Source organism: Flagellimonas iocasae, from assembly GCF_042682725.1.
In the GTDB taxonomy this organism is placed as follows: Bacteria; Bacteroidota; Bacteroidia; order Flavobacteriales; family Flavobacteriaceae; genus Flagellimonas; species Flagellimonas iocasae.
This window is the reverse complement of sequence record NZ_JBHUHU010000001.1, coordinates 595,637-621,073: the sequence shown is the minus strand read 5'-3', so window position 1 is coordinate 621,073 and position 25,437 is coordinate 595,637. Positions and strand designations below refer to the sequence as shown.

Here is a 25,437-nt window from a genome sequence, read left to right as displayed (position 1 = left end):
ACTTGGATCTAAAAACCATTCAAACCAATCGTTTTTCTGCTAAAGTTGAAGCAGAAATTCCATAGTGTCCACGCCATCGGCGTAGTCTTGGAGTTTTGGTTTTTGGGTATCTCCAAAAGGAACGTCATCGGTGTTTTTCCGATTTGAAACCACACATTGAATGTGCTCCTCACTTTCGGAAAGGTGTTTACGCAATTCATTTTCGGATTCATATCTGGAGTAAAAAAGCGCTGAAATAGGGGAGGCAAAGCCTTCATCTTCCTTCAATATCAAAAAACCGTTGTCCAGTATTTGAAAATCACTCATCAAATACACGGCCTTGTTGTAATCATAATTGTTGGCGTACTTGTGCTGATTTATGATGTCACCATACTTAAACACAGCATTGAAGAACGGTTCAAAATCATAGTCCGTTGGCACAAAGATTTTGGAGACATTCCGGCACCCCAATCCATAATATCTGAAAATGTCCTCTCCAAGCGCTTGGAGTTCTTCGTGGGTTTCGTTCCCAGCAAGAACGGCTACGGAGTTTCTATTTTTTCGGATGATGTTGTGCTTCTTTCCAAAATAATATTCAAAATAGCGACTGGTATTGTTGCTTCCCGTGGCGATGACAGCATCAAAACCCTCCAGTTTCCCCTCCGTAAATTCAATGCGTTCGGTCAACAAAGGCTCTTGCTCCATAAGATATTGTGCAAGAAAGGGAAGCAATACTTTATCATTGGACGAAAGTTTCGCCAGAACTTTGTTTCCTGAACATAAAACGCATAGAAAATCATGGAATCCAACCATGGGGATGTTTCCCGCCATAACTATTCCAACCGTCTTGGGAGATTTTTGAGTATCAATAGTATAAGTATTTAACCACCGCTTCAAATTTTCATCGGTCAATAAATCTCCCCACTGCTTTAGAGCGTACATAATGTTTTCCCGACTAAACCATCCATTCTGGTGTTGGGCCTGGATAATCACTCGCTCAAAATTGGAATGCTTGTCCGAAGGATTTTCATAAGAATATTCACAAAATTCCGTTAGATATTTTCCAAGTTTAACAAAAGCTTCCAATATTGGGAGATGTGCCATCATTATATTTGTATACTAATTTGGTAGGGTTTATTTTTGCCAAAATTAAGCATGCTGATATAATTCGGCACAATAGAAAAAGAAAATTATGGCGATTATCATAACTGATGAATGTATAAACTGTGGTGCTTGTGAGCCAGAATGCCCCAACACTGCAATTTATGAAGGAGCGGATGAATGGAGATATAGTGATGGTACTTCTTTGGTGGGTGATGTGGTATTGCCCAGTGGGAAGGCCGTAAATGCCGATGAGGCTCAGGAGCCCATTAGCGACGAAATCTACTATATTTCTCCCGATAAATGTACGGAATGCAAGGGCTTCCATGAAGAACCCCAATGTGCTGCGGTTTGTCCCGTGGATTGTTGTGTTCCAGACGAAGATCACGAAGAGAGCGAAGAAGTCCTTTTGGGCAAACAACGTTTTATGCACCCCGAGGGATAAGCAATAATATTTAGGTAATTTAGCCCCGAACATGTTTCGGGGTTTTTTTATGAAAAAAGAAAAAGCATATAACGGATTTTGGAAACAGCTGGGCTGTATCCTTTCTCTTCTTGCCATTCTGGCCATTGCGGCCATTTTCATTCTTGGGCTCTATCTTCTGATTAAAGGATTTTAGCCTTCCAAAACAAAACTTCAACCTATATTTGCAGCCTTAAATCAGATGTCTGACATCTGAAGTCTAAAATCTATTCAATGAAAGCCGGTATTGTAGGATTGCCCAACGTAGGAAAATCGACCTTGTTCAACTGCTTGTCCAACGCAAAGGCACAGAGTGCCAATTTCCCTTTTTGTACCATTGAACCCAATATCGGTGTGGTCAACGTACCCGATACCCGTTTGGAAAAATTGGAAGAATTGGTCAATCCTGAGCGTGTGGTTCCAGCTACGGTTGAAATTGTGGATATCGCCGGATTGGTAAAAGGAGCCAGCAAAGGAGAGGGGCTTGGCAATCAGTTTTTAGGAAATATTCGCGAAACGGATGCCATCCTGCACGTTTTACGCTGTTTTGATAATGACAATATTGTACACGTTGATGGTTCCGTAAATCCGATTCGCGATAAGGAAACCATCGATATGGAATTGCAGTTGAAGGACTTGGAAAGCGTTGAGAAGAAACTCGAAAAGGTAAAACGCGCTGCCAAAACTGGAAACAAAGAAGCCCAAAAAGAAGAGGCCGTGCTCAATGCTTTAAAAGAAGGATTGGAAGCCGGAACATCCGTGCGGGCCATCCAAATTGCTGAAGACGCAAGGGAAGAGTTCGTAAAACCCATGCAACTCATTACGGACAAACCTGTGATGTATGTTTGCAACGTGGATGAGGGAGCCGCCACTTCAGGAAATGCTTATGTTGAAAAGGTAAAAGAAGCCGTGGCCAACGAAAATGCAGAGGTTATCTTTTTGGCTGTGGGTACCGAAGCCGATATCACCGAGCTCGAAACTTACGAAGAACGACAAATGTTCTTGGAAGATTTGGGACTTTCAGAACCTGGTTCTGCCAAATTGATTCGTGGTGCCTACAAATTGTTGGACTTGGAAACATATTTTACCGCTGGGGTTAAGGAAGTCCGCGCTTGGACCATTCCAGTTGGTGCAACTGCACCGCAAGCCGCAGGGGTCATCCATACCGATTTTGAAAAAGGATTTATTCGTGCCGAGGTCATTGCCTATGATGACTACATTAAATATGGTAGCGAGGCCAAAGTAAAAGAAGCTGGCCGTATGCGTGTAGAAGGCAAGGAATACATCGTCAAAGACGGTGATGTGATGCATTTTAGGTTCAATGTCTAACCGTTGGACATTGTAATCCAAACGCTTCCTAGATTTTTTTGAATACACCTTGAAGTAGCTTTGTTGCATGTCAACAAAAGGCTTGGGAATTTTATATGGGATACTTGGGGTAGTGCTATTCTCTTCCAAGGCGGTCATGGTAAAACTGGCTTACCAATACCATGTGGAAACTTTGGACCTGCTCATGTTCCGGATGTTCCTGTCTCTGCCATTTTATATTCTCATTCTTTTTATCATCCGAAAAAAAAGACCAACGGTTGAAATAAAAACTAAGGACTACCTGTGGTTGCTCGCCTTTGGTTTTGTAGGCTACTATTTGGCTAGTTATTTCGATTTCTTGGGTCTCAATTACATCAAAGCGGGTTTGGAGCGTATCATTTTGTTTGTTTACCCCACCATTGTGGTGTTTTTGGGATGGTTGTTTTTCAAGGAGAGAATCACAAAAGTGCAAACTACGGCTATCATCATCACCTATATTGGGGTGGTGGTCACCTTTTGGAACGAATTGGAACTAGTGGGTAATGAAGCGCTTATTGGAGGATTTTTGGTTTTGTTGAGTGCCATAACTTATGCCTCCTATTTAGTAGGTAGTGGCTGGTTGATTCCCAAATTTGGAATGCTGCGTTTCACCTGCTACGCTATGATTGTGTCCACCTGTTGTATTCTGATTCATTATATATTTTCAGGGGATTGGGATTTGTTCCAATATCCACTACCGGTTTATGGGTACGGATTCGCCATGGCCATTTTCGCCACGCTGATACCTTCATTTTTGGTTTCGGCCTCCATTGAACGCTTGGGTGCTTCCAATTTTTCCATCTTGGGTAGTTTGGGACCTGTATCCACCATTTTATTGGCCTATATTTTTCTGGCCGAAAAACTCACCTATTGGCAATTATTGGGAATGTTGATCGTGATTTTTGGAGTGACCTATCTCTCGCTCAACCGAAAAAGAAAGGCCTTGCGATGATTACTATTAACAATAAAGCCGTTTTCTTTGTTGATTACTTTCTGCCGCCAATACTTTTATTTTTGCTCCGAAATTTTATATTGCAATGATTAACCCTTAACTAATGTCGGAAACCCAGTATACCGAGGATAACATTCGTTCCCTGGATTGGAAGGAGCATATTCGTATGCGTCCAGGGATGTACATTGGAAAATTGGGAGATGGTTCCTCTGCCGATGATGGTATTTACATTCTTCTCAAAGAAGTCATTGACAACTGTATCGATGAGTTTGTCATGGGCGCCGGAAAGACCATCGAAATCAATATCAAGGACAATACCGTTCATGTACGTGATTTTGGACGTGGCATCCCGCTGGGAAAAGTGGTGGATGTGGTCTCCAAAATGAACACTGGTGGTAAGTATGATACCCGTGCCTTTAAAAAGTCCGTGGGGTTGAATGGGGTAGGTACCAAAGCCGTTAATGCACTCTCTACCTATTTTCGGGTGGAGTCTACACGTGATGGGCAATCCAAATCTGCAGAATTCGAAACCGGAAACCTCGTTAACGAGGAATTGTTGGAAGAATCTTCAAGACGACGCGGAACCAAGGTGAGTTTCGTTCCGGACGAGTCCATTTTCAAAAAATACAAATACCGAAATGAGTATGTGGAACGCATGCTCAAAAATTACGTTTATCTCAATCCGGGATTGACCATTGTTTTCAATGGTGAAAAATTCTTTTCCGAAAATGGATTGAAAGATTTGTTGGAGGACAACAATAACGAGGACGATTTTCTGTATCCCATCATCCATCTGAAAGGTGATGACATTGAGGTCGCCATGACCCACAGCAAAACCCAATATAGTGAGGAGTACCATTCCTTTGTGAATGGACAGCACACCACTCAGGGAGGTACGCACCAAGCGGCTTTCAGGGAGGCTGTGGTAAAGACCATTCGGGATTTCTACGGAAAGAACTACGACGCTTCAGATGTAAGAAAGTCAATCATTTCCGCCATCTCAATTAAAGTGATGGAACCCGTTTTTGAGAGTCAGACCAAGACCAAATTGGGCTCTACAGATATGGGAGGAAACCTGCCAACGGTCCGTACTTTCATCAATGATTTTGTGGGTACCCAGTTGGACAATTACCTGCACAAAAACCCAAAGACAGCTGAGTCACTTCAACGGAAAATAGTTCAAGCTGAAAAAGAGCGAAAAGAGCTCTCGGGAATTCGAAAATTGGCAAGGGAACGCGCCAAAAAAGCAAGTCTTCACAATAAAAAATTACGGGATTGCAGAGCGCATCTGCAGGACATGAAAAATGACCGAAGGTTGGAAACTACCCTCTTTATCACTGAGGGCGATTCCGCATCGGGTTCGATCACAAAGTCTCGTGACGTAAATACACAAGCCGTTTTCAGTCTTCGCGGTAAGCCGTTGAATTCCTACGGTATGTCCAAAAAGATTGTTTACGAGAATGAGGAGTTCAACTTGCTTCAGGCAGCCTTGAACATTGAAGAATCTATGGAGGATTTGCGGTACAATAATATTGTAATCGCTACGGATGCGGACGTAGATGGAATGCACATTCGACTTTTGCTGATTACCTTTTTCCTTCAATTCTTCCCAGAATTGATAAAGGAAAACCATTTATATATTCTTCAAACCCCACTATTCAGGGTACGTAACAAAAAGGAAACTATCTATTGTTATAGCGAAGAAGAAAAAAGAAACGCCATTGAAAAATTGACCGGAAAACCAGAAATCACCCGTTTTAAGGGATTGGGTGAGATTTCTCCGGATGAGTTCAAACATTTTATTGGGGACGATATTCGATTGGAGCCAGTAATGTTGGACAAGGCCATGAGCATAGATAGTCTGTTGCAGTTCTATATGGGCAAGAATACCCCAGACCGACAAGAATTTATCATAAATAACCTTAAAGTTGAACTTGATTTAGTTGAGGAAAACCAACTATAAACCTATTAAATGCAAGCCCTTCTAGATGGAAGAGAACGAAGAACTGAATGATGAAGGTTTGGAAAACCAAGACAATTCCCAAGATAGCCTGGTAAAGGTTACGGGGATGTATAAGGATTGGTTTTTAGACTACGCTTCCTACGTAATTTTGGAGCGGGCCGTTCCCGCTATTGAAGACGGTTTCAAGCCGGTGCAGCGCAGAATCATGCATGCCCTTAAGGAATTGGATGATGGTCGTTACAACAAGGTGGCCAACGTAGTTGGGCATACAATGCAGTACCACCCCCACGGTGATGCCAGTATTGCTGATGCCATGGTTCAGATTGGGCAGAAAGACCTGCTCATTGACACCCAAGGAAACTGGGGGAACATTCTAACAGGTGATGGTGCCGCGGCACCTCGATATATTGAAGCTCGACTTTCCAAGTTTGGATTAGAAGTGGTCTTTAGTCCCAAGATTACGGAGTGGCAGCTATCCTATGATGGAAGAAAAAAAGAGCCTGTAAATTTACCGGTAAAATTTCCATTGTTATTGGCCCAAGGCGCTGAAGGTATCGCCGTAGGACTGTCCACCAAAATATTGCCGCATAACTTTATTGAGCTGATTGATGCTTCCATCAAGCATTTAAAAGGACAACGCTTTAAGCTGTATCCCGATTTCCCCACTGCAGGAATCATTGATGTCACCAACTACAATGATGGCATGCGTGGTGGTAAGATTCGAGTTAGAGCAAAGATTTCAACTTTAGATAAGAACACATTAGTAATCAATGAGATACCATACGGAACCAACACTTCTTCTTTAATTGATTCCATTCTTAAAGCCAATGATAAAGGCAAGATTAAAATCAAGAAAATAGAGGACAATACGGCGGCTGAAGTTGAGATTTTGGTGCATCTGCCCGCTGGCATCTCCCCTGATAAGACTATTGATGCATTGTACGCTTTTACCGCATGCGAATCATCGATATCTCCATTGGGTTGTATCATTGAAGACAACAAACCGTTATTCATTGGTGTGACAGAAATGCTGGAACGGTCCACCGACAATACGGTAGAATTGTTGAAAGCTGAATTGGAAATTCAGTTGAGCGAATTGGAAGAACAATGGCACTTTGCTTCGTTAGAGCGTATTTTCATCGAGAACCGAATCTACCGCGATATTGAAGAAGAGGAAACTTGGGAAGGCGTCATCGCGGCCATTGACAAGGGATTAAAACCTTTCACCACCAATTTAAAGCGAGCCGTAACCGAAGAAGATATCGTTCGTTTGACCGAAATCCGCATCAAACGAATTTCAAAGTTTGATTTAGAAAAGGCCCAGCAACTCATTGAGAGTTTGGATGAACGGATTGCGCAAACCAAACATCATTTGGAACATTTGGTGGAGTTTGCCATCGACTATTTCAAAGAGCTCAAAAAGAAATACGGAGCAGGGCGCGAGCGTCAATCTGAAATTCGCATTTTTGACGATATCGAGGCTACCAAAGTGGTCATCCGTAATACCAAACTTTATGTAAATCGCGAGGAAGGTTTCATTGGAACTTCTCTAAAACGAGATGAATACGTAACGGATTGTAGTGATATTGACGACATCATCGTATTTACCCAGAAAGGGGAGATGATGGTGACCAAGGTGGATTCCAAAGTATTTGTCGGAAAAGGTATTATTCACGTTGCTGTATTCAAGAAAAAGGACAAGCGTACCGTTTATAATATGATTTATAAGGAAGGTAAAGGCGGTCCCAGTTACATCAAACGATTTAACGTCACCAGTATCACCCGAGATAAAATTTACCCATTGGCAGGGGACAAGGCTTCCGCAGAAGTCCTTTATTTCTCAGCCAATCCCAATGGCGAGGCTGAAGTTATCACTGTGTTGCTTCGTCAATCCGGAAGCATTAAGAAATTAAAATGGGACATGGATTTTGCCGACGTCCTAATTAAAGGAAGGGCATCCAAAGGAAATCTGGTCACCAAATATGCCATAAAACGCATCGAACTGAAAGAAAAGGGAGTTTCCACGCTGAAGCCAAGAAAAATCTGGTTTGATGATGTAGTAAGCCGGCTTAATGTAGATGGAAGAGGGGAATTGCTCGGGGAATTCAAAGGAGATGACCTTCTTTTGGTAATCGACCAGAAAGGTATGGTAAAGACCATCGCTCCAGATTTATTGACTCGCTTCAATGAGGATATGATTGTGCTGGAAAAATGGAATCCCAACAAACCTATCTCTGTCGTGCATTACGAAGGCGAAAAGGAGCGTTACTATCTAAAACGCTTCTTAGTTGAAAATCCAAATAAGGAAGAATTGGTGATTTCGGAACATCCAAAGTCGTTTTTGGAGTTGGTATCAACGGATTGGCGACCCGTAATAGAAATTGAATTCATCAAACCTAGAGGAAAAGATGCTAAACCTAATCAGCAGGTAGATGTTGAAGAATTTATCAGTGTGAAGGGAATCAAAGCCATTGGAAATCAATTGACTGCGGAAAAAGTGAAAAGCATCAACGTATTGGAGTCCTTGCCGTTTGAAGAACCAGAGGAACAATCAGCGGAAGAAATGGAGGTCATTGATGAGGAGAGTATAGATGTTCCCGATACTGATATCGAAGCAAAAGATAAAGGTTCTGATCAAACCTCTTTGTTTTAATGCTTTTTCTGCCTATTTTGTCGCAAACGAGTTACACACACCAAAAACCACATAGCTTAATACTTTTTTATGGATTTTACGAACCCGCTGGTCTATGGCGTACCAGTATTTATTGCCTTCATATTATTTGAGCTGACATATAGCAAAGCACATGGAGATGATCACTTGTATGAATGGAAGGACTTAGCCGCTAGCGGTTTCATGGGAATTGGGTCAGCCATTTTAGGCCCACTGTTCAAGGTTGCTTTTGCCATTATTTTTTTTGAGGCCGTTTACGAACTCTGTAATCCATTGGTTGATGGTGTCAGACAGAATTTTCTGGGCTATGAGTCTTTTGGGTATGCTTGGTATATTTGGCTGCTGTGCCAATTGGCGGATGATTTTACCTATTACTGGTTTCACAGGGCCAACCATGAAATCCGTTTATTATGGGCTGCGCATATCGTACACCACTCTTCCGATAATTTTAATTTGGGAACAGCTATTCGTAATGGATGGTTTACCATTTTATACAAACCCTTCTTTTACGCATGGATGGTCGCCATTGGTTTCCCTCCGGAGATGGTAGTGGTCTGTTTGGGTATTGAAGCCTTATGGCAATTCCAGTTGCATTCCCAATACGTTCCAAAGCTGGGATTCTTGGAAAAGATTTTCAATACACACACCATGCACCAGGTACATCATGCCCAAAATGTGGAGTATTTGGATAAAAACCACGGTGGATTTCTAAATATTTTTGACAAGATGTTCGGTACCTGGAAAGAATTGGATGATGACATTGATGTGAAATACGGGGTGATACACTCACCGAATTCCTTTAATCCCGTGGTAATTCTTACCCACGAATTCAAGGATATTTGGAACGATGTCAAGAAGGCAGACAAACTTTCACATAAGCTCATGTATATTTTCGGCCCTCCAGGATGGAGTCATGATGGAAGCACCATGACCGTAAAACAACAGCAGCGAGTTTTTAAAGAATACAAAGAATCTCACCCAGAACTGATCTATCAACGACCAAATTGACCGAAGGTCAGTTTTCTTCCAAAACTTCTTCTGTTCCTTTTTGTTGATTCTTTTTCATTCTCAAGTCCAAGAATTCAACCATCAGGGAGAAGGCAATGGCGAAATACAAATAGCCTTTTGGGATGGAGCCCACTTCATTTCCGAATACTACTAAATGGGATAAATGCGCTGCTTCGGCAATCAGCATAAACCCAATTAGGATAAGAAATGAGAGACCCAACACTTGAATGGAAGGGTGTCTGTTCACAAATTCACCCACAGGATTGGCAAAGAGCATCATGATCACCACGGAAATCACTACTGCTGTAATCATTAAAATTAAGGCGTCATTGGGGTTGGGGGAGATTCCGTTGGTCATTCCAATGGCTGTTAAAATGGAATCAAAAGAAAAAACAATATTGATGACCGTAATTTGAACAATGGCATTGGTCAAGGAAGACGAACGCGATTTTTTCAATTCACGCTCATCGTGTCCGCGATCTTCCACTTTTTCATGGATTTCCTTGGTACTCTTATACAAAAGGAACAATCCGCCCAAGAAAAGAATAATTGCTTGCCAACTTATACCGCCTGTAATCCATGACTCATGCAACACCCAGAAAGGTTTTTTCATTTTGGTGAGCCATGTAATCCCGAAGAGCAATATAATCCGCATGACCATGGCCAGTATCAATCCAATATTGGTGGCCTTTTTGCGGCTTTTCTTTTCAAGCTTGCCGGCAGCGATGGAAATAAATATAATGTTGTCGATTCCCAAGACAATTTCTAAAAATGTCAGGGTCAACAATGCCATCCAGGCATCAGGACTGGTAAAGATTTCGAACATGGTCAATCTATTTTATAAGCGGTTCCTTTAAATTTTCGTTTGTCGCCAATGGCATTGTATTCAAATGTATATGAAGAATCTGTAGTAGTCAAAATTTTTATATGGATAGATTTTTCCTCAGACTTATTTTTGGGATTAATGTTTTTTAGCACATATTCGCAATCATTGATCCAGCGAATGGATGATGTATCACGCTTCCCCTCAAAATAATCCACCTCCATATCCAATGTACGGTGAAAAGTAGTCTCTTTTTCTTCTCCATCAATGCTTGTGGTGAAGGAGAACTCTCCGGTTTTAAAATCGCTACAGTTACGCTGTGGAGGTTGTTTGCACGATGCAAGTAGTGCCAAAATACCTGCCAAAAGAAAATGTTTTCCCATATGGGCAAAGTAACGGAAAGTAGCCAAAAGGGTCAATCATTTTTTGACTTGAATGTGGTAAAAGTGCCATCCGGATAAAAGAAGACAATTCTTTCAGGTTGGTCCGTTCTTAAATCTTGTTTTGGACCGGCCTTAATTTGTAACTCTTTTGGTGTTGGAACTTTCTCTTGGGCACCTTCAGCTTTTGGAGCAGGAGAGGTTTCCATAGTGTTCAATTCTTCTGAAGGAAACTCACCTTTTCCTTGAAGCAGCCAATACAAATCAACCTCGGGATAGGCATCTACCAACTTCATCACAAAATCTAAACTGGGTTTATTTCGTCCATTCAGCAAGTGAGAGATACTGGAACGTTGTACGCCGATGACATCAGCAAAAGCGGAAACGCTTAAACCGTAGTGGTCAATAATGGTCTTAATTCTAAATGCAATATCGTCGTTCACAATTGTAAATTATTGATTACTAAAACCTGTATCTTTATTATCAAAATAATGTTTCAAGAGAGAATAAATATAGCGAAACTTGAACTTATCGTCGAGTTGTTCAAACTTAATACACTGTTATATATTAAATTATATAAATTCAATTAACTCGCATACACAAATGTAACAATAACCGATCAGTACACTGAAATTTTGTTTACAACAGCATCACATTTGTAACAAAAGTCAGGTACAATTGTAACCAAATCAAAGTTTACTTTTGTGGTCGCAAAAGCGTATTCATCAATGATACATCATTCAACCTTTAAGGAGCCATCCATTAAAAACAGATATATTACCAATGCTATGATAGATGGGTGTTTTGCTGCCCTTCCTTCAAATATTGTATCAGAAATTGGCCTATCGGTGCATCATGTCCCAATTCGTTCTTTTGTTCTGGGCCGTGGAGATAAACGTATATTAATGTGGTCCCAAATGCACGGTAATGAGTCGACCACTACCAAGGCGGTTTGGGATATGGCAAACTTTCTTCGTTCTGGGGATTCCCTGGCTGAAACCATTTTGGGCAATTGCACCATAATGGTGGTTCCCATGCTTAACCCAGATGGTGCTAAAGCATACACCCGAGTAAATGCCAATGAGGTTGATTTAAATAGGGATGCCAAGCAGCTTACACAACCAGAAAGCATTGCGCTACGTAAATTGTTCGATGGTTTTAAACCCCATTATTGTTTTAACCTTCATGGTCAACGAACGCTTTTTAGTGCCGGTCAAGTGGAAAAGCCTGCAACGGTTTCGTTCCTCTCCCCATCCAGCAACGCAGAGCGAGAGATAACACCCACGCGAATAAAGGCCATGAAACTTATTGCAGCCATGAATGCTATGTTGCAAAAATTGATTCCTGGCCAGGTGGGTCGGTATGATGATGGTTTTAATGAAAATTGTGTTGGGGACAGCTTTCAAATGCAAGGGATTCCTACTGTATTGTTTGAAGCAGGCCATTTCCCCAATGATTATGAAAGGGAACGCACTAGGGAATATATCTTTTTATCACTGATTGAAGGACTAAAAACAGTAGCGGAAGGCTCCTTGGATAATTTTAGCACTGGGGATTATTTCAATATTCCGGCCAACGGAAAGCTGTTTTACGACATACTGGTAAAAAATGCACACCATATAAACACCCATTTAAATGAAGGGGATAGTATAGGCATACGCTTCAAGGAAATTTTGGAAAATAACACCATCCGATTAAAGCCTGAAATCATCGATATTGGAAATTTAACGGGATTTTTTGGACATGATGTTTTTGAATGTACTGATTCCAAGGATATTGAACGGCTAAAATCCAACAGAGAACTACTGGATTTAGTGCTCCAAGCTGAAGAATAATCAACTATTTTTAGTTAGGTCTTGCGTTTTATTTAAAAAAGACCCATTTTTATTACGTAAATTTCTTTATTTAACTAATTTTGCTGAAAATTTCAATGTAATGAACAAAGTAAAACTAGACGAAATCGACCACCAGATATTGGATATGTTGATTGATAATACCCGCACACCATTCACCGACATCGCCAAGAAACTGTTGATTTCCGCCGGTACGGTTCATGTTAGGGTTAAAAAAATGGAAGAATCAGGGATAATCAAAGGTTCCTCATTGACCTTGGATTATGTAAAGCTTGGGTATTCTTTCATTGCTTATGTTGGTATATTCTTGGAAAAAACACACCAGACCAAGTTTGTACTTGAGCGCCTTAATCAAATTCCATACGTAACGGTTGCCCATATCACCACCGGAAAATTCAATATTTTCTGTAAGATTCGTGCACGGGATACCACGCATGCCAAAAACATCATTTTTAAGATAGATGATATTGACGGTATCAGTAGGACCGAGACTATGATTTCATTGGAAGAAAGCATCAACGACAAGAAACGATTGATGCATACCATTTTCAACGAGCTTTAACCTTTATTTTCAATAGGACATGTTGCGTTCAGAATTACCATCTTCTGAATACAATCCCTTCTATCAGACCTATTTATTGGCTTTGGGCGACGTAGACCTCGTCCAAGAATTAATTAGGGGAAGGGATGAACTCGTAGCACTTTTGGAAGAAATTCCGGAAGACAGATTGAGTTTTGCCTATGGCGAAGGAAAATGGACTTTGGCCGAAGTGTTATTGCATATTATGGATGCAGAACGTGTTTTCCAATATCGGGCTTTGTGCTTTGCGCGCAATGACCAAACACCATTTCCTGGTTTTGATCAAGACGAGTATGTTCCGCAATCCAATGCCTCGGCCAGAACCAAGGATGATTTACTTAAAGAATACAAGGCAATCCGGGAATCGTCCCTATGCCTCTTCAATTCCTTTGATGATGAGATATTGAAGCGGGTAGGAGTGGCCAGTGGTTCGCGAATGAGTGTCCGGGCGATGGGATTTATCATATCCGGTCACCAGGCGCACCATTTAAAAATTATCCATAAGAAGTACTTGTAGCGTAAAGTTTAGTATAGGCTATCGTTTTCTAATTCAGAATCATGTTCTGGTTCAAAATCTGAGTCGTTGTATGAAGGCTCATCTTCATCCAATACAGCTTCCTTTTCTAAGCCTTTTTCCAGCTCTCGCTCAATGGTTTCCTCAAAATTGGCGATAAAATTGGAAAGACTCTGACTGATTTTTACTAGATAAATAGTGTCTTCCGTTTTAACTTCAACCGCTTCAATGATTTCTCCATTCGGTTTTTTTAGGGTGATGATGTCATCATCGCCATACCCATAAGGGTAGGAATCAATCAAAACTGCTGCAACACTGTGGTCCAGCTTTTTGTAGTCTATCAAAATTCGTTTCATAATGAATAGGTTTAAATTCCTATCCTGAAGCTATTACATTTTAATTATGTAATATTCAAAGAGTTGTAAACGTAAAAAAATAGTATACGAAGCTATTGTTCCTTGTAGTATGCAAAGGCTTTTTGGAACAATTCATCGGGAACCTTGACATCGGAAACCGCTTCTCCAATGGACTGCAATAAAACAAAATTGACATCGCCGTGCGTGTTTTTCTTATCAAACTTGAGTAGTTTTAGAATTGCGTCCACATCATTCTCCGTGAAATCCACAAATTCGAAATACTCTAAAAAGGTAGTCTTTATTTCTTCCAGAGATAATCTGGAAAGCCCTTTCAACTCATGCGAAAGATATCCCTCCAAAATCATTCCCACTGCAATAGCTTCGCCATGGAGTAAAGTTTTTTTCTCCGGATTGTCCAAGCAATAAGATTCGATGGCATGACCTAACGTATGGCCGAAGTTCAATATCTTCCGAAGGCCCTTCTCTGTTGGGTCTTGGAGAACCACCTCATTTTTTATCGCTATGGATTTTTGAATCTCCTCAGCATCAGTAAACCTATTGACTTCTTTGAGTCGGTCCCAATAGGCTTTATCCGAAATAAGCCCGTGCTTCAACATTTCAGCATAACCGCTTACCAATTGTCTTGGCTCAAGTGTCTTCAAAAATTCCGTGAAGACCAAAACCATCACGGGTTGGTTAATGACCCCAATTTGATTTTTAAGCACGCCTAAATCCACTCCCGTTTTACCGCCCACGGATGCATCCACAATGGAAAGTAGGGTAGTGGGGATGTTAATGAAATCAATTCCCCTTTTGAAGGTTGATGCCACAAATCCGCCCAAATCAGTTAGAACACCACCTCCCAAGTTGATGAGAAGGCTTTTTCGGTCCCCATCTTGGTTGGAAAGCAGCTCCCAAACTTTCACACAAGTGCCTATATTTTTGTTATTTTCTCCGGATTCAATCTCAAAAATCGAATCAACGGGGTAATCCAGGATTTCATTTCTAAAAAAAGGCAAACAATTTTTTTTGGTGTTTTCATCCACCAAAACAAAGACTTTGGAATAATTGCTTTTTGCAATATGCTGTTTTAGAGCAGCTTTCGCCAACTCGCCAAAATGAACCTCGTAGGATTGTGATATTATAGACTCCATAATTCAAATTACACTGCTAAATAAAGATTATTTTTATAGAAATGGATATGGAATACGTACTTATCTTTGGTTCTTTAATTGATTTCAAGGAATGCAACCAAATTTTGAGAATACTGCAATAGCATTTGAGTTAAAAACCGACTCCCAGTTAGAACGAGCTTATTTTTTGTTTAAAATGATTGCCAACGAACCCTTGGTTAAAATTGGTACTGCGGTTACCAATTTCGCCATTAAAGCACACCTTCCGGTGGAGGGGTTGATTAGGGCTACGGTTTTTGACCATTTCTGTGGAGGAGTCAGTGAGAAAGATTGTCTTTCGGTCATTGAGAACATGTTTGAAAAAGGAGTGTGTTCCATTTTGGATTATTCTGCTGAGGGTAAGGAGGTGGATAATCAGTTTGATTTTGCCATGGAGAAAACCTTGGAAATCTTGGATTTTGTAAAAGAGAAGGACGCTATTCCTTTTGCGGTGTTTAAACCTTCAGGTTTTGGACGATTTAAAGTCTATGAAAAAATCAGTGCAGGAGCGAAATTGACCGATACTGAAACGGCAGAATGGGGGCGTATCAAAAATAGATATGAAAAGGTCTGTAAAAAGGCCCATGATTTAGAGGTGGGCCTGCTTATTGATGCAGAGGAAAGCTGGATGCAGCAAGCCGCCGATGATTTGGCCTTGGAAATGATGCGCAAATATAATAAGGACAAAGCCATTGTCTACAACACGTTCCAAATGTACCGTTGGGACCGCATGGACTACCTGAAGAAACTCCATAATATTGCCAGTGAGGAAAACTTTAAAATTGGAGCTAAAGTTGTTCGTGGTGCTTATATGGAAAAAGAAAATGAAAGGGCCCAAGAAAAGGGATATAAAAGCCCTATTTGTCGAAACAAGCAAGAAACCGACGAAAATTTCAATGCCGCGATTGCCTATATCATGGACCACTTGGATGAAATAGCCATTTTTGCAGGAACCCATAATGAGGACAGCACCTTAAAATTGATTGCCCACATGCAGGATAGAAATCTAGATACCTCAGATGCGCATGTCTGGTTTGGGCAACTTTTTGGAATGAGTGACCATATTACATTCAATTTGGCGGCGCAGGGATATAATGCTGTGAAATATGTGCCTTACGGGCCTGTGCGAGATGTAATGCCGTATTTGATCAGAAGGGCAGAGGAGAACACCTCTGTTGCCGGGCAGACTTCAAGGGAATTGGCCTTGTTGCAAAAAGAGCGGAAGCGCAGAAAACTGGACTCCTAGTTCAGTTCAATTGACTCTGCAACAATTTCATCATTGCAATTTTTTGCTTTTAGTACCAAAACCTCTTCATCTTTTGGAATGGAAATAAAATAGGTTTTACAGGGCTCCGCCTTGGTGTCACTTTTACCAAAATCAACATCGCCATCGGTTAAAAACGACTGGATTAAAGTAGTATCCCTGTATTCTTCAGGTAATGCATCTCCAAAGGTCAGTGGCTTGGAGCGCATATCTTTAAGCACCCTGCAATTTGGAAAGTAGCAGAAATCAATCCCTTCTTCACCAGATTTTTTCTTCAAAAAGAAAACTAGGAAAATTATGCCAATGGACAGCCCTACTAAATACCATCCTAAACGCTGTAAAAAAGCCATTTACCTTAAAAAATAAGAAAATTAATATCGTTGTAATTCAATCCAAACCAGTCACCCACGGATTTATTAGTCAATATACCATGATACATATACAACCCGTTTCGTAAGCCTTTATCAAAACGAAGGGAATGCTCAAGACCACCTTCTTCGCCAATCTTTAAAAGATAGGGTGTAAAAATATTGCTGATGGAAATAGAGGATGTTCTCGGATAACGGGAGGGAATGTTAGGCACTCCGTAATGAATCACCCCAAATTTATCAATGGTCGGCTTGTTATGACTGGTGACTTCTGATGTCTCAAAACAGCCTCCCATATCAATACTTACATCAATGATTACAGCTCCCTTCTTCATATTTTCCACCATGGTACTGGACACGACTACGGGCGAGCGGTCTTTACCTCTGGTGGCTCCGATGGCCACATCGCAACGTTTTAAAGCCTTAATCAGATTCTTGGGTTGAATCGTTGATGTGTAAATAGTACGATGCAAATTGGCCTGCAAATTCCGTAGTTTGCTGATGGAATTATCAAAAACCTTAATATTTGCACCTAAACCAATCGCTGAGCGCGCTGCAAATTCCCCGACCGTTCCTGCACCGATGATTACCACTTCCACTGGAGGTACACCACTGATATTTCCGAACATCAATCCATTTCCTTTACTGGTCGTGGCCATAAGTTCCGAGGCAATAAGTATAGCGGACGTTCCCGCTATTTCACTCAAGGAACGGACGGCAGGATAATTGCCATCTTCATCACGGATATATTCAAAAGCAATGGCCGTAAGTCGTTTTTTGGCCATGGTTTCAAAGTATTCCTTGTTCTGGGTTTTAATTTGAAGGGCAGAAATAACGATGGTCTGCGGATTAAGCAAATCAATTTCTGACTGGGAAGGAGGTTCTACCTTAAGAATAATGGGGCAGGAAAATACCTTCTTCGTATCGCGGGTGATTTCTGCGCCGGCATTGGTGTAATCTATATCGGAAAAATTGGCTCCGGCACCTGCGCCGGATTCCATCAACACCCTATGTCCATTTGCCGTAATTGCATTGACAGCGTCTGGAGTTAGGCAAACACGCTTTTCCTGATATTGATTTTCCTTAGGAATTCCTATAAAGAGTTCACCCTTTTGTTTAAGGACCTCCAAGGTTTCTTCTTGGGGCAAAAGCTGTTGCTTGCTAAAAGGGGATGAGGGTTGGTTCATACGTAGTAAATCAGTTCACAATACCACATCAAGGTAAGGAAACAAATTTACACTTTTTTTGAAAGGGTCTTTTGGCGTTCTTCCAGTTTCTCGCGCTCTTTTCGAAGCTCTTCTTTCTCCTTTAAAATCTGCAATTCGGTGTCCATGGCATCCAGGTCAATCCCATGCACGTGTTTGTCCACCAGCTTGAGTCGGATAAAATATACAATGGGGACTACCACCATGGTCACTGCAATAACGTAAAAGACTTCGTTTTCATCCACCTCGGCAGTTCGCTCAAAGATTTGACTGTACAACTGAAAGCTGAACATGGATATGGGTATGAGGATGGCATGGTACCACCATTGCTTGTTGGTCACGAACCAGATGATCAACAACATTAAAGGAATGAGTTTTATGAGATAGAACCACATGGCTGTCCTGGCATCGGCAAACTCATTTGCTTTTACCGTAAACAGAATAAAATCCAATGACTCCGTATCATTGGGCATGTACTTATAGGAATAGAACATGACGGGCGAAAGTGCTATAAGCAAAGTAATAAGCCCCTCAATGATAAATCGTTTTCTTACTTTTTTCTTGCTGCGCATACATGTATAACTACAGATACGAGCTTTTATTGTATAAAAAAACCCCTGCTGAGAGGGGTTTAAAAAGAATAACTTTTTGTTTCCTATTGCTTTGGAATGTCTTTTTTCTTAACGCTAACGACTTGGTCTTTGTTAATGTCAACCATACTAGTTGAAACCGCAGTCATTGCCAAAAAAGAAACAGCAAGCAATCCAAAAAAAACTTTTTTAGTGTTCATCGTAAAAGAGTTTTTGGTTAATAAATGAATTCATCTACATCACAAATGTAGGAAAATATTTCAACTTACCATACTGTTAATCGATAAAAATGGCATTTAAACCTTAAAAAAGTACATTTTGTCGATTCGATACAATATTTCAGAAGGAATGAGATGAAGATAGGAGGAATGCTCTTTAACGAATATTTAACTCGACTGAACGCGTGTTTTCGTCGATAAACTGCAAGAAAATGGGTACAACATCTTCAGGGAGGAGTGACTTTATTTTTTCTGGCCACTCCATAAACAACCATGCATCGGAATTTAAGTAGTCTTCCAACCCCATATCCAAGGCTTCCATTTCATCATTCAAGCGATAAAAATCAAAATGATACGCCAATAACTCACCATTGGAGTCATGATATTCGTTCACCAAGCCAAATGTAGGGCTGCTACCACTGTCCACCGCACCCAATTGTTTTACCAGTGCTTTGATAAAAGTGGTCTTTCCGGCGCCCATTTCACCATAAAAACAAAGTTGTTTGCCCGGAACAGCTTCAATGACGGCCTTGGCCACGGTTTGAATATCGTCTAGTTGGAACGTTTTTTTCAAGTCAATTTATTTTGCCTCCAAAACTACGAAAGGAACAATCATTTCTTCCAAAGAAACTCCACCATGTTGATATGTATTTCTGTAATAGCTCACATAGTGGTTGTAATTGTTGGGGTAGGCAAAGAAAAGGTCGTTCTTGGCGAAAATATAACTGCTGCTCAAATTGATGTTTGGCAAATGGATTTCCTGCGGATTTTTTGATGCCAGCACATCCTTGTCCTCATAGGTAAGGCTTCTGCCTGTTTTGTATCTAAGATTGAGGCTGGTCTCACGGTCTCCAATCACCTTGGAAGGTTGTTTTACGTTAATGGTTCCGTGATCTGTGGTAAGGATGAGCTTCATGCCCAAGCTCTGTGCTTGTTGAACGATTTCCAGCAAAGGCGAATTCTTGAACCAACTCAATGTAAGTGACCGATAGGCCTTATCGTTGGATGCCAATTCTTTTACCACCTCCATTTCAGTTTTGGAGTGGGAGAGCATGTCCACAAAATTATACACCACAACGGTCAGGTCATTGTCTTTTTGTGACCTGAAATTCTGGGCCAGCTGCTTACCTTGTTTTAGGTTGCTTATTTTGTGGTATTCCCATTTTAAGTTAAGTCCTAAACGCTTCAATTGTGCTCCTAAAAATTCAGCTTCGAACAAATTTTTTCCTCCATCATCGGTGTCGTTTTTCCACCAATCGGGGTATTGTTTTTCCATATCCAAGGGCATCAATCCAGAGAAAATGGCATTTCTAGCATATTGTGTGGCCGTTGGAAGGATACTGAAATAGGCACTTTCCTGTTTCTTTTTATAATAAACGGAAAGGGTTTCCTCAAAGGCCAACCATTGGTCATAACGCAGGTTATCGATGACGACCAATAAGGTCTTGTTTCCATCCAATTCTGGCTGAACCTTATTTCTGAACAAGGTATGCGACATAATGGGAGCCTCTCCATTTTTAAACCAGCTTCCATAGTTCTTGTCCACAAATTTGCTGAATTGCGAATTGGCCTCCACTTTTTGGGATTCCAAAATTTCGAACATTCCAGAATCTTCAATTTCTTCCAATTGAAGCTCCCAGTAGATAAGTTTTTTGTAGAGTTCCGCCCATTCTTCACAGCTGTTCACCATGGATAGGTCCATAGCAATCTTTCGAAATTCCTGTTGATAGCTAGAGGTGGTCTTTTCCGAAACCAATCGGGAATTGTCCAGACTTTTTTTCAAGGACAACAATATCTGATTGGGATTTACAGGCTTTATCAAATAATCGGCAATCTTGGAACCAATGGCTTCATCCATGATATACTCCTCTTCACTCTTGGTGATCATCACCACGGGAATAGAGGCATCAAGCTTTTTAATTTCATTTAGGGTTTCCAAACCGGATATACCCGGCATATTTTCATCCAAAAAAACAATATCAAAAAAAGAATTCCTCAACTCCTCCAACGCATCTTGCCCACTTTGGCTGGTAACTACGTTATAATTTTTGCTCTCTAGAAAAAGAATGTGGGGTTTTAAGAGGTCAATTTCATCATCAACCCAAAGAATTGTAATCTTGTTCATATAGTAGTTATCTTTGTGGCATAAAAACAAACTTCCTTGGTAAAAACCAATAAGCTTAACTTTTTTAACGATCCAATTTACGGTTTTATTGGAACTCCAAATGAACTTATTTTTAAACTGATAGGTCATCCGCACTTTCAGCGGCTGCGCCGAATTTCTCAAATGGGAATGTCGTATCTGGTATATCCCGGAGCACACCACACCCGCTTTCATCACGCATTGGGAAGCATGCATTTAATGGAAAGGGCCATTCATGTTTTAAAATTGAAAGGGGTAGCTATAACTGAGGAGGAGGAGACAGGCTTACTCTGTGCTATTTTGTTGCACGATATTGGCCACGGCCCATTTTCCCATGCTTTGGAGGGCTTTGTGGTGAAGGATTTAAGTCACGAGTCCATTTCCTTGAAATTTATGATGGAGCTCAACAAGGAATTTAATGGCCAGTTGGATACTGCCATTTCCATTTTCAAGGGGGATTACCCCAAGCCTTTTATGAATCAGTTGGTGTCGAGTCAGCTAGATATGGACCGAATGGATTATCTAAAGCGGGATAGTTTTTATGCTGGGGTTACAGAGGGGAACATTAATTCGGAGCGACTCATCTATATGCTCAACGTAGCTGATGGAAACCTTGTGGTTGAGGAAAAAGGTATTTATGCTGTTGAAAAGTTCCTCATGGCACGGCGTTTCATGTATTGGCAAGTGTACCTTCACAAAACAGGGTTGGTAGCGGAGCAATTGCTGATTAGAATCATGCAACGCGCCCGCAAGATTTTGTCCGAAGGAAACCAATTAGAAGGGAGTACGCCGCTTTTATTTTTTCTAAAACAGAATGATAGCGTTCATTTTGATGCTGAAATACTGTCTATTTTCGCGCAATTGGACGATGTGGATATTTTAGGCGCCGTCAAATCTTGGCAGTTTCATGAGGATGTGGTACTCTCCAAAATGTGCAAAATGTTGTTGGACCGAAAACTGCTCCATATCAAAATAAAAAAGCGACCCATCGACCCACAAAAAATGGAGAAAAAATTGCAGGAAATCATCCAAATGTACGACCTTTCAGCAGAGGACGCCTCCAATTTTGTGTTTCAGGGCGAAATCTCGAACAAGGCCTATAGTGAAGAACAACAGGCCATTAACATTCTTAAAAAGAATGGTAGAATAACCGATGTGCTCAAAGAATCTGACCAACTCAGTCTAAAAGCATTGTCTACAACCGTGACCAAATATTATAGCTGCTACCCTAAGGAAGCTGTTTGACAAATTTTGTTACTTTTGCACAAATGAAATTCACAGCCACCCAAATTGCCGGAATCCTAGAGGGGGAAGTTGAGGGAAATCCTCAAATCGCTGTTCATAAATTATCCAAGATCGAGGAAGGTGAAAAAGGCTCATTGACCTTTTTGGCCAATCCAAAATATACCTCTTATATATACTCCACCAAGGCATCCATCACCATTGTGAATAAGGACTTTATTCCAGAACAGTCTTTGTCCACAACATTGATCAAGGTAGAAGATGCCTATAAATCTTTTTCCAAATTATTGGAGTACTACAACCAAGTGAAGAACAATAAAGTGGGCATTGAGAGCCCGTCCTTTATTTCGGAAAGTGCTCGGTACGGAGAAGGGTTTTATTTAGGTGCTTTTTCGTATCTGGGTGAAAACGTGAAGTTAGGAAACAATGTTAAGGTATATCCCAATGTATATATCGGAGACAACGTCACTATTGGTGATGATGTAATGATTTTTGCTGGGGCCAAAATATACTCAGAATCGATTATTGGGAAAAGTTGCACCATACATAGTGGTGTAATTATTGGCGCCGACGGTTTTGGATTCACTCCAAATGCCAACGGCGAATACAGCAAAGTACCCCAAACCGGAAATGTAATTCTTGAAGATAATGTAGACGTTGGTGCAGGAACCACAATTGACCGTGCCACCCTGGGATCCACAATACTTAGAAAAGGGGTAAAGCTGGACAATCAAATCCAGATTGCCCACAACGTAGAAATTGGTGAACATACTGCAATCGCTGCACAAACAGGAATTGCTGGCTCCACCAAAATTGGAAAAAACTGCCTTATTGGCGGGCAAGTGGGTATTGTGGGCCATATTACCATTGGGGACCGGGTAAAGATTCAGGCACAATCTGGGATTGGCAGAAACGTCAAGGACGATGAAGTACTCCAAGGATCTCCAGCACTGAACTACGGCGACTTCAATAAATCTTATGTACACTTTAAAAATTTACCAAAACTGGTAAATCAAATCTCCAACATAGCAAAAAAGGTTGAAGGTGAGCAAAATTAGCAACAAGCAACGCACCATAGAAAAGAAAGTAACACTACAAGGAGTAGGGTTGCATACAGGCGAGAACGTAACCATGAGTTTCTTGCCCGCAAAGGAAAACCATGGTTTTGCCTTTAAACGGGTAGACTTGGAAGGCGAGCCCATTATTGAGGCTGATGCCAACTACGTGGTCAACACACAACGTGGTACCAACTTGGAAAAAAACGGAGTCAAAATTCAAACATCAGAGCATGTTTTGGCTGCTTTGGTAGGGCTGGATATTGATAACGTCCTCATAGAACTGGATTCTCCGGAACCGCCCATTATGGATGGGTCGTCCAAATTTTTCGTAAAAGCTTTGGAAGAGGCCGGAATCGTGGAGCAAGACCAAGAACGTGAGGAATATGTGGTGAAAGATGTTATTTCTTATAAAGATGAAACCACGGGCAGTGAAATCACGGTAATTCCATCGGATCATTACCAAGTAACCACCATGGTTGACTTTGGCACCAAAGTTTTGGGCACACAAAATGCCACTTTGGAACAAATGTCAGATTTCAAAAAGGAAATAGCCGATGCCCGCACGTTTAGCTTCCTTCATGAACTTGAAATGCTTTTAGAGCATGGTTTAATCAAAGGAGGTGACCTGAACAATGCCATTGTTTATGTGGATAAAGAGATTTCGGAATCTACCATGAAAAAATTGGAAAAAGCCTTCAACAAGAAGAAGCTTTCCGTAAAACCCAATGGCATATTGGACAACCTTACCCTTCATTACCCCAATGAAGCTGCAAGGCACAAATTATTGGATGTTGTAGGAGACTTGGCCTTGGCCGGTACACGAATCCGAGGTAAGGTCATCGCCAACAAGCCAGGGCACTTTGTAAATACGCAGTTTGCCAAAAAATTATCCAAAATCATAAAAATAGAGAAACGCAACAAGGTTCCTACCTATGATTTGCATCAAACACCTTTAATGGATGTTACCCAGATCATGAACATGTTGCCGCACCGTTCGCCATTTTTATTGGTAGATAAGATTTTGGAACTTTCCGATACCCATGTGGTTGGTGTAAAGAATGTGACCATGAACGAACCTTTTTTTGTGGGACACTTCCCCGGAGCACCTGTAATGCCCGGAGTACTACAAGTTGAGGCAATGGCTCAGACCGGAGGAATTTTGGTATTGAGCACCGTTCCAGACCCAGAAAACTACTTGACCTTCTTTATGAAGATTGACAATGTGAAGTTCAAGCAGCAAGTAGTGCCAGGGGATACCTTAATTTTTAAATGCGATTTGATTTCACCTATCCGCCGAGGGATTTGCCATATGCAAGCCTACGCTTATGCCAATGGCAGATTGGTATCCGAAGCGGAATTGATGGCGCAGATCGTGAAAACAAAAAACACAGATTCTTAGATGAACCAGCCCCTAGCATATGTACATCCCGGAGCCAAAATCGCCAAAAATGTGGTGATTGAGCCCTTTACCACCATTCACAACAACGTGACTATTGGTGAGGGTACTTGGATTGGGTCCAACGTCACTATCATGGAAGGTGCGCGCATCGGAAAAAACTGCAATATTTTCCCTGGCGCCATTATTTCGGCCATGCCACAAGATTTAAAATATCAAGGTGAGGATACCACTGTTCAAATTGGGGATAACACGACCATTCGGGAGTGTGCCACCATAAATAAAGGTACTTCAGACCGGATGAAAACCGTGATTGGCAATAACTGCTTGATTATGGCCTACTGCCACGTTGCCCACGATTGTGTTGTGGGAGACGGCTGTATTTTCAGTAATAACTCTACCTTAGCTGGACACGTCACCATTGGCCAAAATGTTGTTTTGGCAGGAATGGTAGCGGTACATCAATTTGTTTCCATTGGAAATCATGCCTTTGTTACCGGAGGTTCTTTGGTTCGGAAAGATGTTCCACCGTTTGTAAAGGCAGCTCGTGAACCGCTTTCTTATGTTGGAATCAATTCCATTGGTTTGCGAAGAAGGGGATTTGAAGCAGAAAAAATCAGGGAGATTCAAAATATTTATCGAATCCTCTATCAACAAAATTATAACAATTCCCAAGCGGCATCCATTATAGAAGCTGAAATGGAAGCTACTCCAGAACGCGATGAGATTCTACAGTTTATCCGCGATTCGCAACGAGGAATCATGAAAGGTTATTTTAGTTCAAATTAAAT

At 41.1% G+C, this 25,437-nt stretch carries 26 protein-coding genes; 14 read left to right on the top strand and 12 right to left on the bottom strand.

Features of this window, described 5'->3' with window-relative positions:
* Positions 1–39: 39 nt before the first annotated feature.
* The gene (locus ACFSJE_RS02810) at positions 40–1,083 is read right to left on the bottom strand and encodes an acyl-CoA reductase (protein ID WP_379830034.1); all 1,044 of its coding nucleotides are present in this window, start codon (positions 1,081–1,083) and stop codon (positions 40–42) included.
* A gap of 88 nt (positions 1,084–1,171) precedes the next feature.
* Here ACFSJE_RS02810 and ACFSJE_RS02805 point away from each other — a divergent pair, with 88 nt between their 5' ends.
* The 6 genes from ACFSJE_RS02805 to ACFSJE_RS02780 all read left to right on the top strand — a co-directional run bounded on the left by ACFSJE_RS02805 (position 1,172) and on the right by ACFSJE_RS02780 (position 9,484).
* Complete coding sequence (locus ACFSJE_RS02805) at positions 1,172–1,525, top strand: 4Fe-4S dicluster domain-containing protein (RefSeq protein ID WP_379829460.1); 354 nt, start codon at positions 1,172–1,174, stop codon at positions 1,523–1,525.
* 252 nt (positions 1,526–1,777) lie between these two features.
* Positions 1,778–2,872 (top strand): redox-regulated ATPase YchF, encoded by a 1,095-nt coding sequence (gene ychF / locus ACFSJE_RS02800; protein ID WP_379829459.1) that lies wholly within the window; start codon positions 1,778–1,780, stop codon positions 2,870–2,872.
* A 67-nt stretch (positions 2,873–2,939) separates the two neighbouring features.
* Positions 2,940–3,842, top strand: coding sequence for a DMT family transporter (locus ACFSJE_RS02795; protein WP_379829458.1), 903 nt, complete (start codon positions 2,940–2,942; stop codon positions 3,840–3,842).
* A gap of 103 nt (positions 3,843–3,945) precedes the next feature.
* A complete protein-coding gene (locus tag ACFSJE_RS02790) occupies positions 3,946–5,805 on the top strand; it encodes a DNA topoisomerase IV subunit B (protein WP_379829457.1) in 1,860 nt (619 codons plus the stop codon).
* A 25-nt stretch (positions 5,806–5,830) separates the two neighbouring features.
* The gene (locus tag ACFSJE_RS02785; RefSeq protein WP_379829456.1) at positions 5,831–8,458 is read left to right on the top strand and encodes a DNA gyrase/topoisomerase IV subunit A; all 2,628 of its coding nucleotides are present in this window, start codon (positions 5,831–5,833) and stop codon (positions 8,456–8,458) included.
* 69 nt (positions 8,459–8,527) lie between these two features.
* On the top strand, positions 8,528–9,484 hold the full coding sequence (locus tag ACFSJE_RS02780; RefSeq protein ID WP_379829455.1) for a sterol desaturase family protein: 957 nt from the start codon (positions 8,528–8,530) through the stop codon (positions 9,482–9,484).
* Between the two features lie 7 nt (positions 9,485–9,491).
* Here ACFSJE_RS02780 and ACFSJE_RS02775 read toward each other — a convergent pair whose 3' ends face one another.
* The 3 genes from ACFSJE_RS02775 to ACFSJE_RS02765 are packed head-to-tail and all read right to left on the bottom strand — an operon-like array spanning position 9,492 to position 11,130.
* Positions 9,492–10,310 (bottom strand): TerC family protein, encoded by an 819-nt coding sequence (locus ACFSJE_RS02775; RefSeq protein WP_379829454.1) that lies wholly within the window; start codon positions 10,308–10,310, stop codon positions 9,492–9,494.
* Positions 10,311–10,312: 2 nt separating this feature from the next.
* Positions 10,313–10,690: a DNA topoisomerase IV gene (locus ACFSJE_RS02770; protein WP_379829453.1), complete on the bottom strand. Its 378-nt coding sequence runs from the start codon at positions 10,688–10,690 to the stop codon at positions 10,313–10,315.
* A 32-nt stretch (positions 10,691–10,722) separates the two neighbouring features.
* Positions 10,723–11,130, bottom strand: coding sequence for a helix-turn-helix domain-containing protein (locus ACFSJE_RS02765; RefSeq protein WP_379829452.1), 408 nt, complete (start codon positions 11,128–11,130; stop codon positions 10,723–10,725).
* A 285-nt stretch (positions 11,131–11,415) separates the two neighbouring features.
* Between ACFSJE_RS02765 and ACFSJE_RS02760 the strand changes: the two genes are divergently transcribed.
* The 3 genes from ACFSJE_RS02760 to ACFSJE_RS02750 all read left to right on the top strand — a co-directional run bounded on the left by ACFSJE_RS02760 (position 11,416) and on the right by ACFSJE_RS02750 (position 13,637).
* Complete coding sequence (locus ACFSJE_RS02760; protein WP_379829451.1) at positions 11,416–12,522, top strand: M14 family metallopeptidase; 1,107 nt, start codon at positions 11,416–11,418, stop codon at positions 12,520–12,522.
* 100 nt (positions 12,523–12,622) lie between these two features.
* Positions 12,623–13,102 carry an Lrp/AsnC family transcriptional regulator gene (locus tag ACFSJE_RS02755; protein ID WP_036384670.1) on the top strand — a complete coding sequence of 160 codons (480 nt, stop codon included), beginning with the start codon at positions 12,623–12,625 and terminating at the stop codon, positions 13,100–13,102.
* 19 nt (positions 13,103–13,121) lie between these two features.
* Complete coding sequence (locus ACFSJE_RS02750; RefSeq protein WP_379829450.1) at positions 13,122–13,637, top strand: DinB family protein; 516 nt, start codon at positions 13,122–13,124, stop codon at positions 13,635–13,637.
* Positions 13,638–13,645: 8 nt separating this feature from the next.
* On the opposite strand, the gene ACFSJE_RS02745 is transcribed toward ACFSJE_RS02750, so the two are convergent.
* Positions 13,646–13,990 (bottom strand): hypothetical protein, encoded by a 345-nt coding sequence (locus tag ACFSJE_RS02745; protein ID WP_379829449.1) that lies wholly within the window; start codon positions 13,988–13,990, stop codon positions 13,646–13,648.
* 92 nt (positions 13,991–14,082) lie between these two features.
* On the bottom strand, positions 14,083–15,144 hold the full coding sequence (gene aroB / locus ACFSJE_RS02740; protein WP_379829448.1) for a 3-dehydroquinate synthase: 1,062 nt from the start codon (positions 15,142–15,144) through the stop codon (positions 14,083–14,085).
* A 91-nt stretch (positions 15,145–15,235) separates the two neighbouring features.
* On the opposite strand from aroB, the gene ACFSJE_RS02735 reads away from it, so the two are divergent.
* Positions 15,236–16,408 (top strand): proline dehydrogenase family protein, encoded by a 1,173-nt coding sequence (locus ACFSJE_RS02735; protein WP_379829447.1) that lies wholly within the window; start codon positions 15,236–15,238, stop codon positions 16,406–16,408.
* Here the strand turns inward: ACFSJE_RS02735 and ACFSJE_RS02730 are convergent.
* The 6 genes from ACFSJE_RS02730 to porX form a co-directional block, all read right to left on the bottom strand.
* Positions 16,405–16,704, bottom strand: coding sequence for a DUF4258 domain-containing protein (locus tag ACFSJE_RS02730; RefSeq protein WP_379829446.1), 300 nt, complete (start codon positions 16,702–16,704; stop codon positions 16,405–16,407). The genes ACFSJE_RS02735 and ACFSJE_RS02730 overlap by 4 nt on opposite strands.
* A 77-nt stretch (positions 16,705–16,781) precedes the next feature.
* Positions 16,782–17,981: an alanine dehydrogenase gene (locus ACFSJE_RS02725; RefSeq protein WP_379829445.1), complete on the bottom strand. Its 1,200-nt coding sequence runs from the start codon at positions 17,979–17,981 to the stop codon at positions 16,782–16,784.
* Between the two features lie 47 nt (positions 17,982–18,028).
* Positions 18,029–18,571, bottom strand: coding sequence for a hypothetical protein (locus tag ACFSJE_RS02720; RefSeq protein WP_379829444.1), 543 nt, complete (start codon positions 18,569–18,571; stop codon positions 18,029–18,031).
* Positions 18,572–18,654: 83 nt separating this feature from the next.
* Positions 18,655–18,789, bottom strand: a complete 135-nt coding sequence (locus tag ACFSJE_RS02715; protein ID WP_379829443.1) for a hypothetical protein — start codon at positions 18,787–18,789, stop codon at positions 18,655–18,657.
* Between the two features lie 175 nt (positions 18,790–18,964).
* Positions 18,965–19,381, bottom strand: a complete 417-nt coding sequence (gene tsaE / locus ACFSJE_RS02710) for a tRNA (adenosine(37)-N6)-threonylcarbamoyltransferase complex ATPase subunit type 1 TsaE (protein ID WP_379829442.1) — start codon at positions 19,379–19,381, stop codon at positions 18,965–18,967.
* A 6-nt stretch (positions 19,382–19,387) separates the two neighbouring features.
* Positions 19,388–20,932 carry a T9SS response regulator signal transducer PorX gene (gene porX / locus ACFSJE_RS02705; protein WP_379829441.1) on the bottom strand — a complete coding sequence of 515 codons (1,545 nt, stop codon included), beginning with the start codon at positions 20,930–20,932 and terminating at the stop codon, positions 19,388–19,390.
* A gap of 36 nt (positions 20,933–20,968) precedes the next feature.
* Between porX and ACFSJE_RS02700 the strand changes: the two genes are divergently transcribed.
* Genes ACFSJE_RS02700 through lpxA form a run of 4 tightly spaced genes read left to right on the top strand, consistent with a single transcriptional unit; the run spans position 20,969 to position 25,435 of the window.
* Positions 20,969–22,195, top strand: a complete 1,227-nt coding sequence (locus ACFSJE_RS02700) for an HD domain-containing protein (protein WP_379829440.1) — start codon at positions 20,969–20,971, stop codon at positions 22,193–22,195.
* 23 nt (positions 22,196–22,218) lie between these two features.
* On the top strand, positions 22,219–23,250 hold the full coding sequence (lpxD, locus tag ACFSJE_RS02695) for a UDP-3-O-(3-hydroxymyristoyl)glucosamine N-acyltransferase (protein WP_379829439.1): 1,032 nt from the start codon (positions 22,219–22,221) through the stop codon (positions 23,248–23,250).
* Entirely contained in the window at positions 23,237–24,649 is a 1,413-nt protein-coding gene (locus ACFSJE_RS02690) for a bifunctional UDP-3-O-[3-hydroxymyristoyl] N-acetylglucosamine deacetylase/3-hydroxyacyl-ACP dehydratase (protein WP_379829438.1), read from the top strand. The genes lpxD and ACFSJE_RS02690 overlap by 14 nt, the downstream gene beginning before the upstream one ends.
* Complete coding sequence (lpxA, locus tag ACFSJE_RS02685; RefSeq protein ID WP_379829437.1) at positions 24,650–25,435, top strand: acyl-ACP--UDP-N-acetylglucosamine O-acyltransferase; 786 nt, start codon at positions 24,650–24,652, stop codon at positions 25,433–25,435. It abuts the gene before it with no gap.
* Positions 25,436–25,437: the final 2 nt, after the last annotated feature.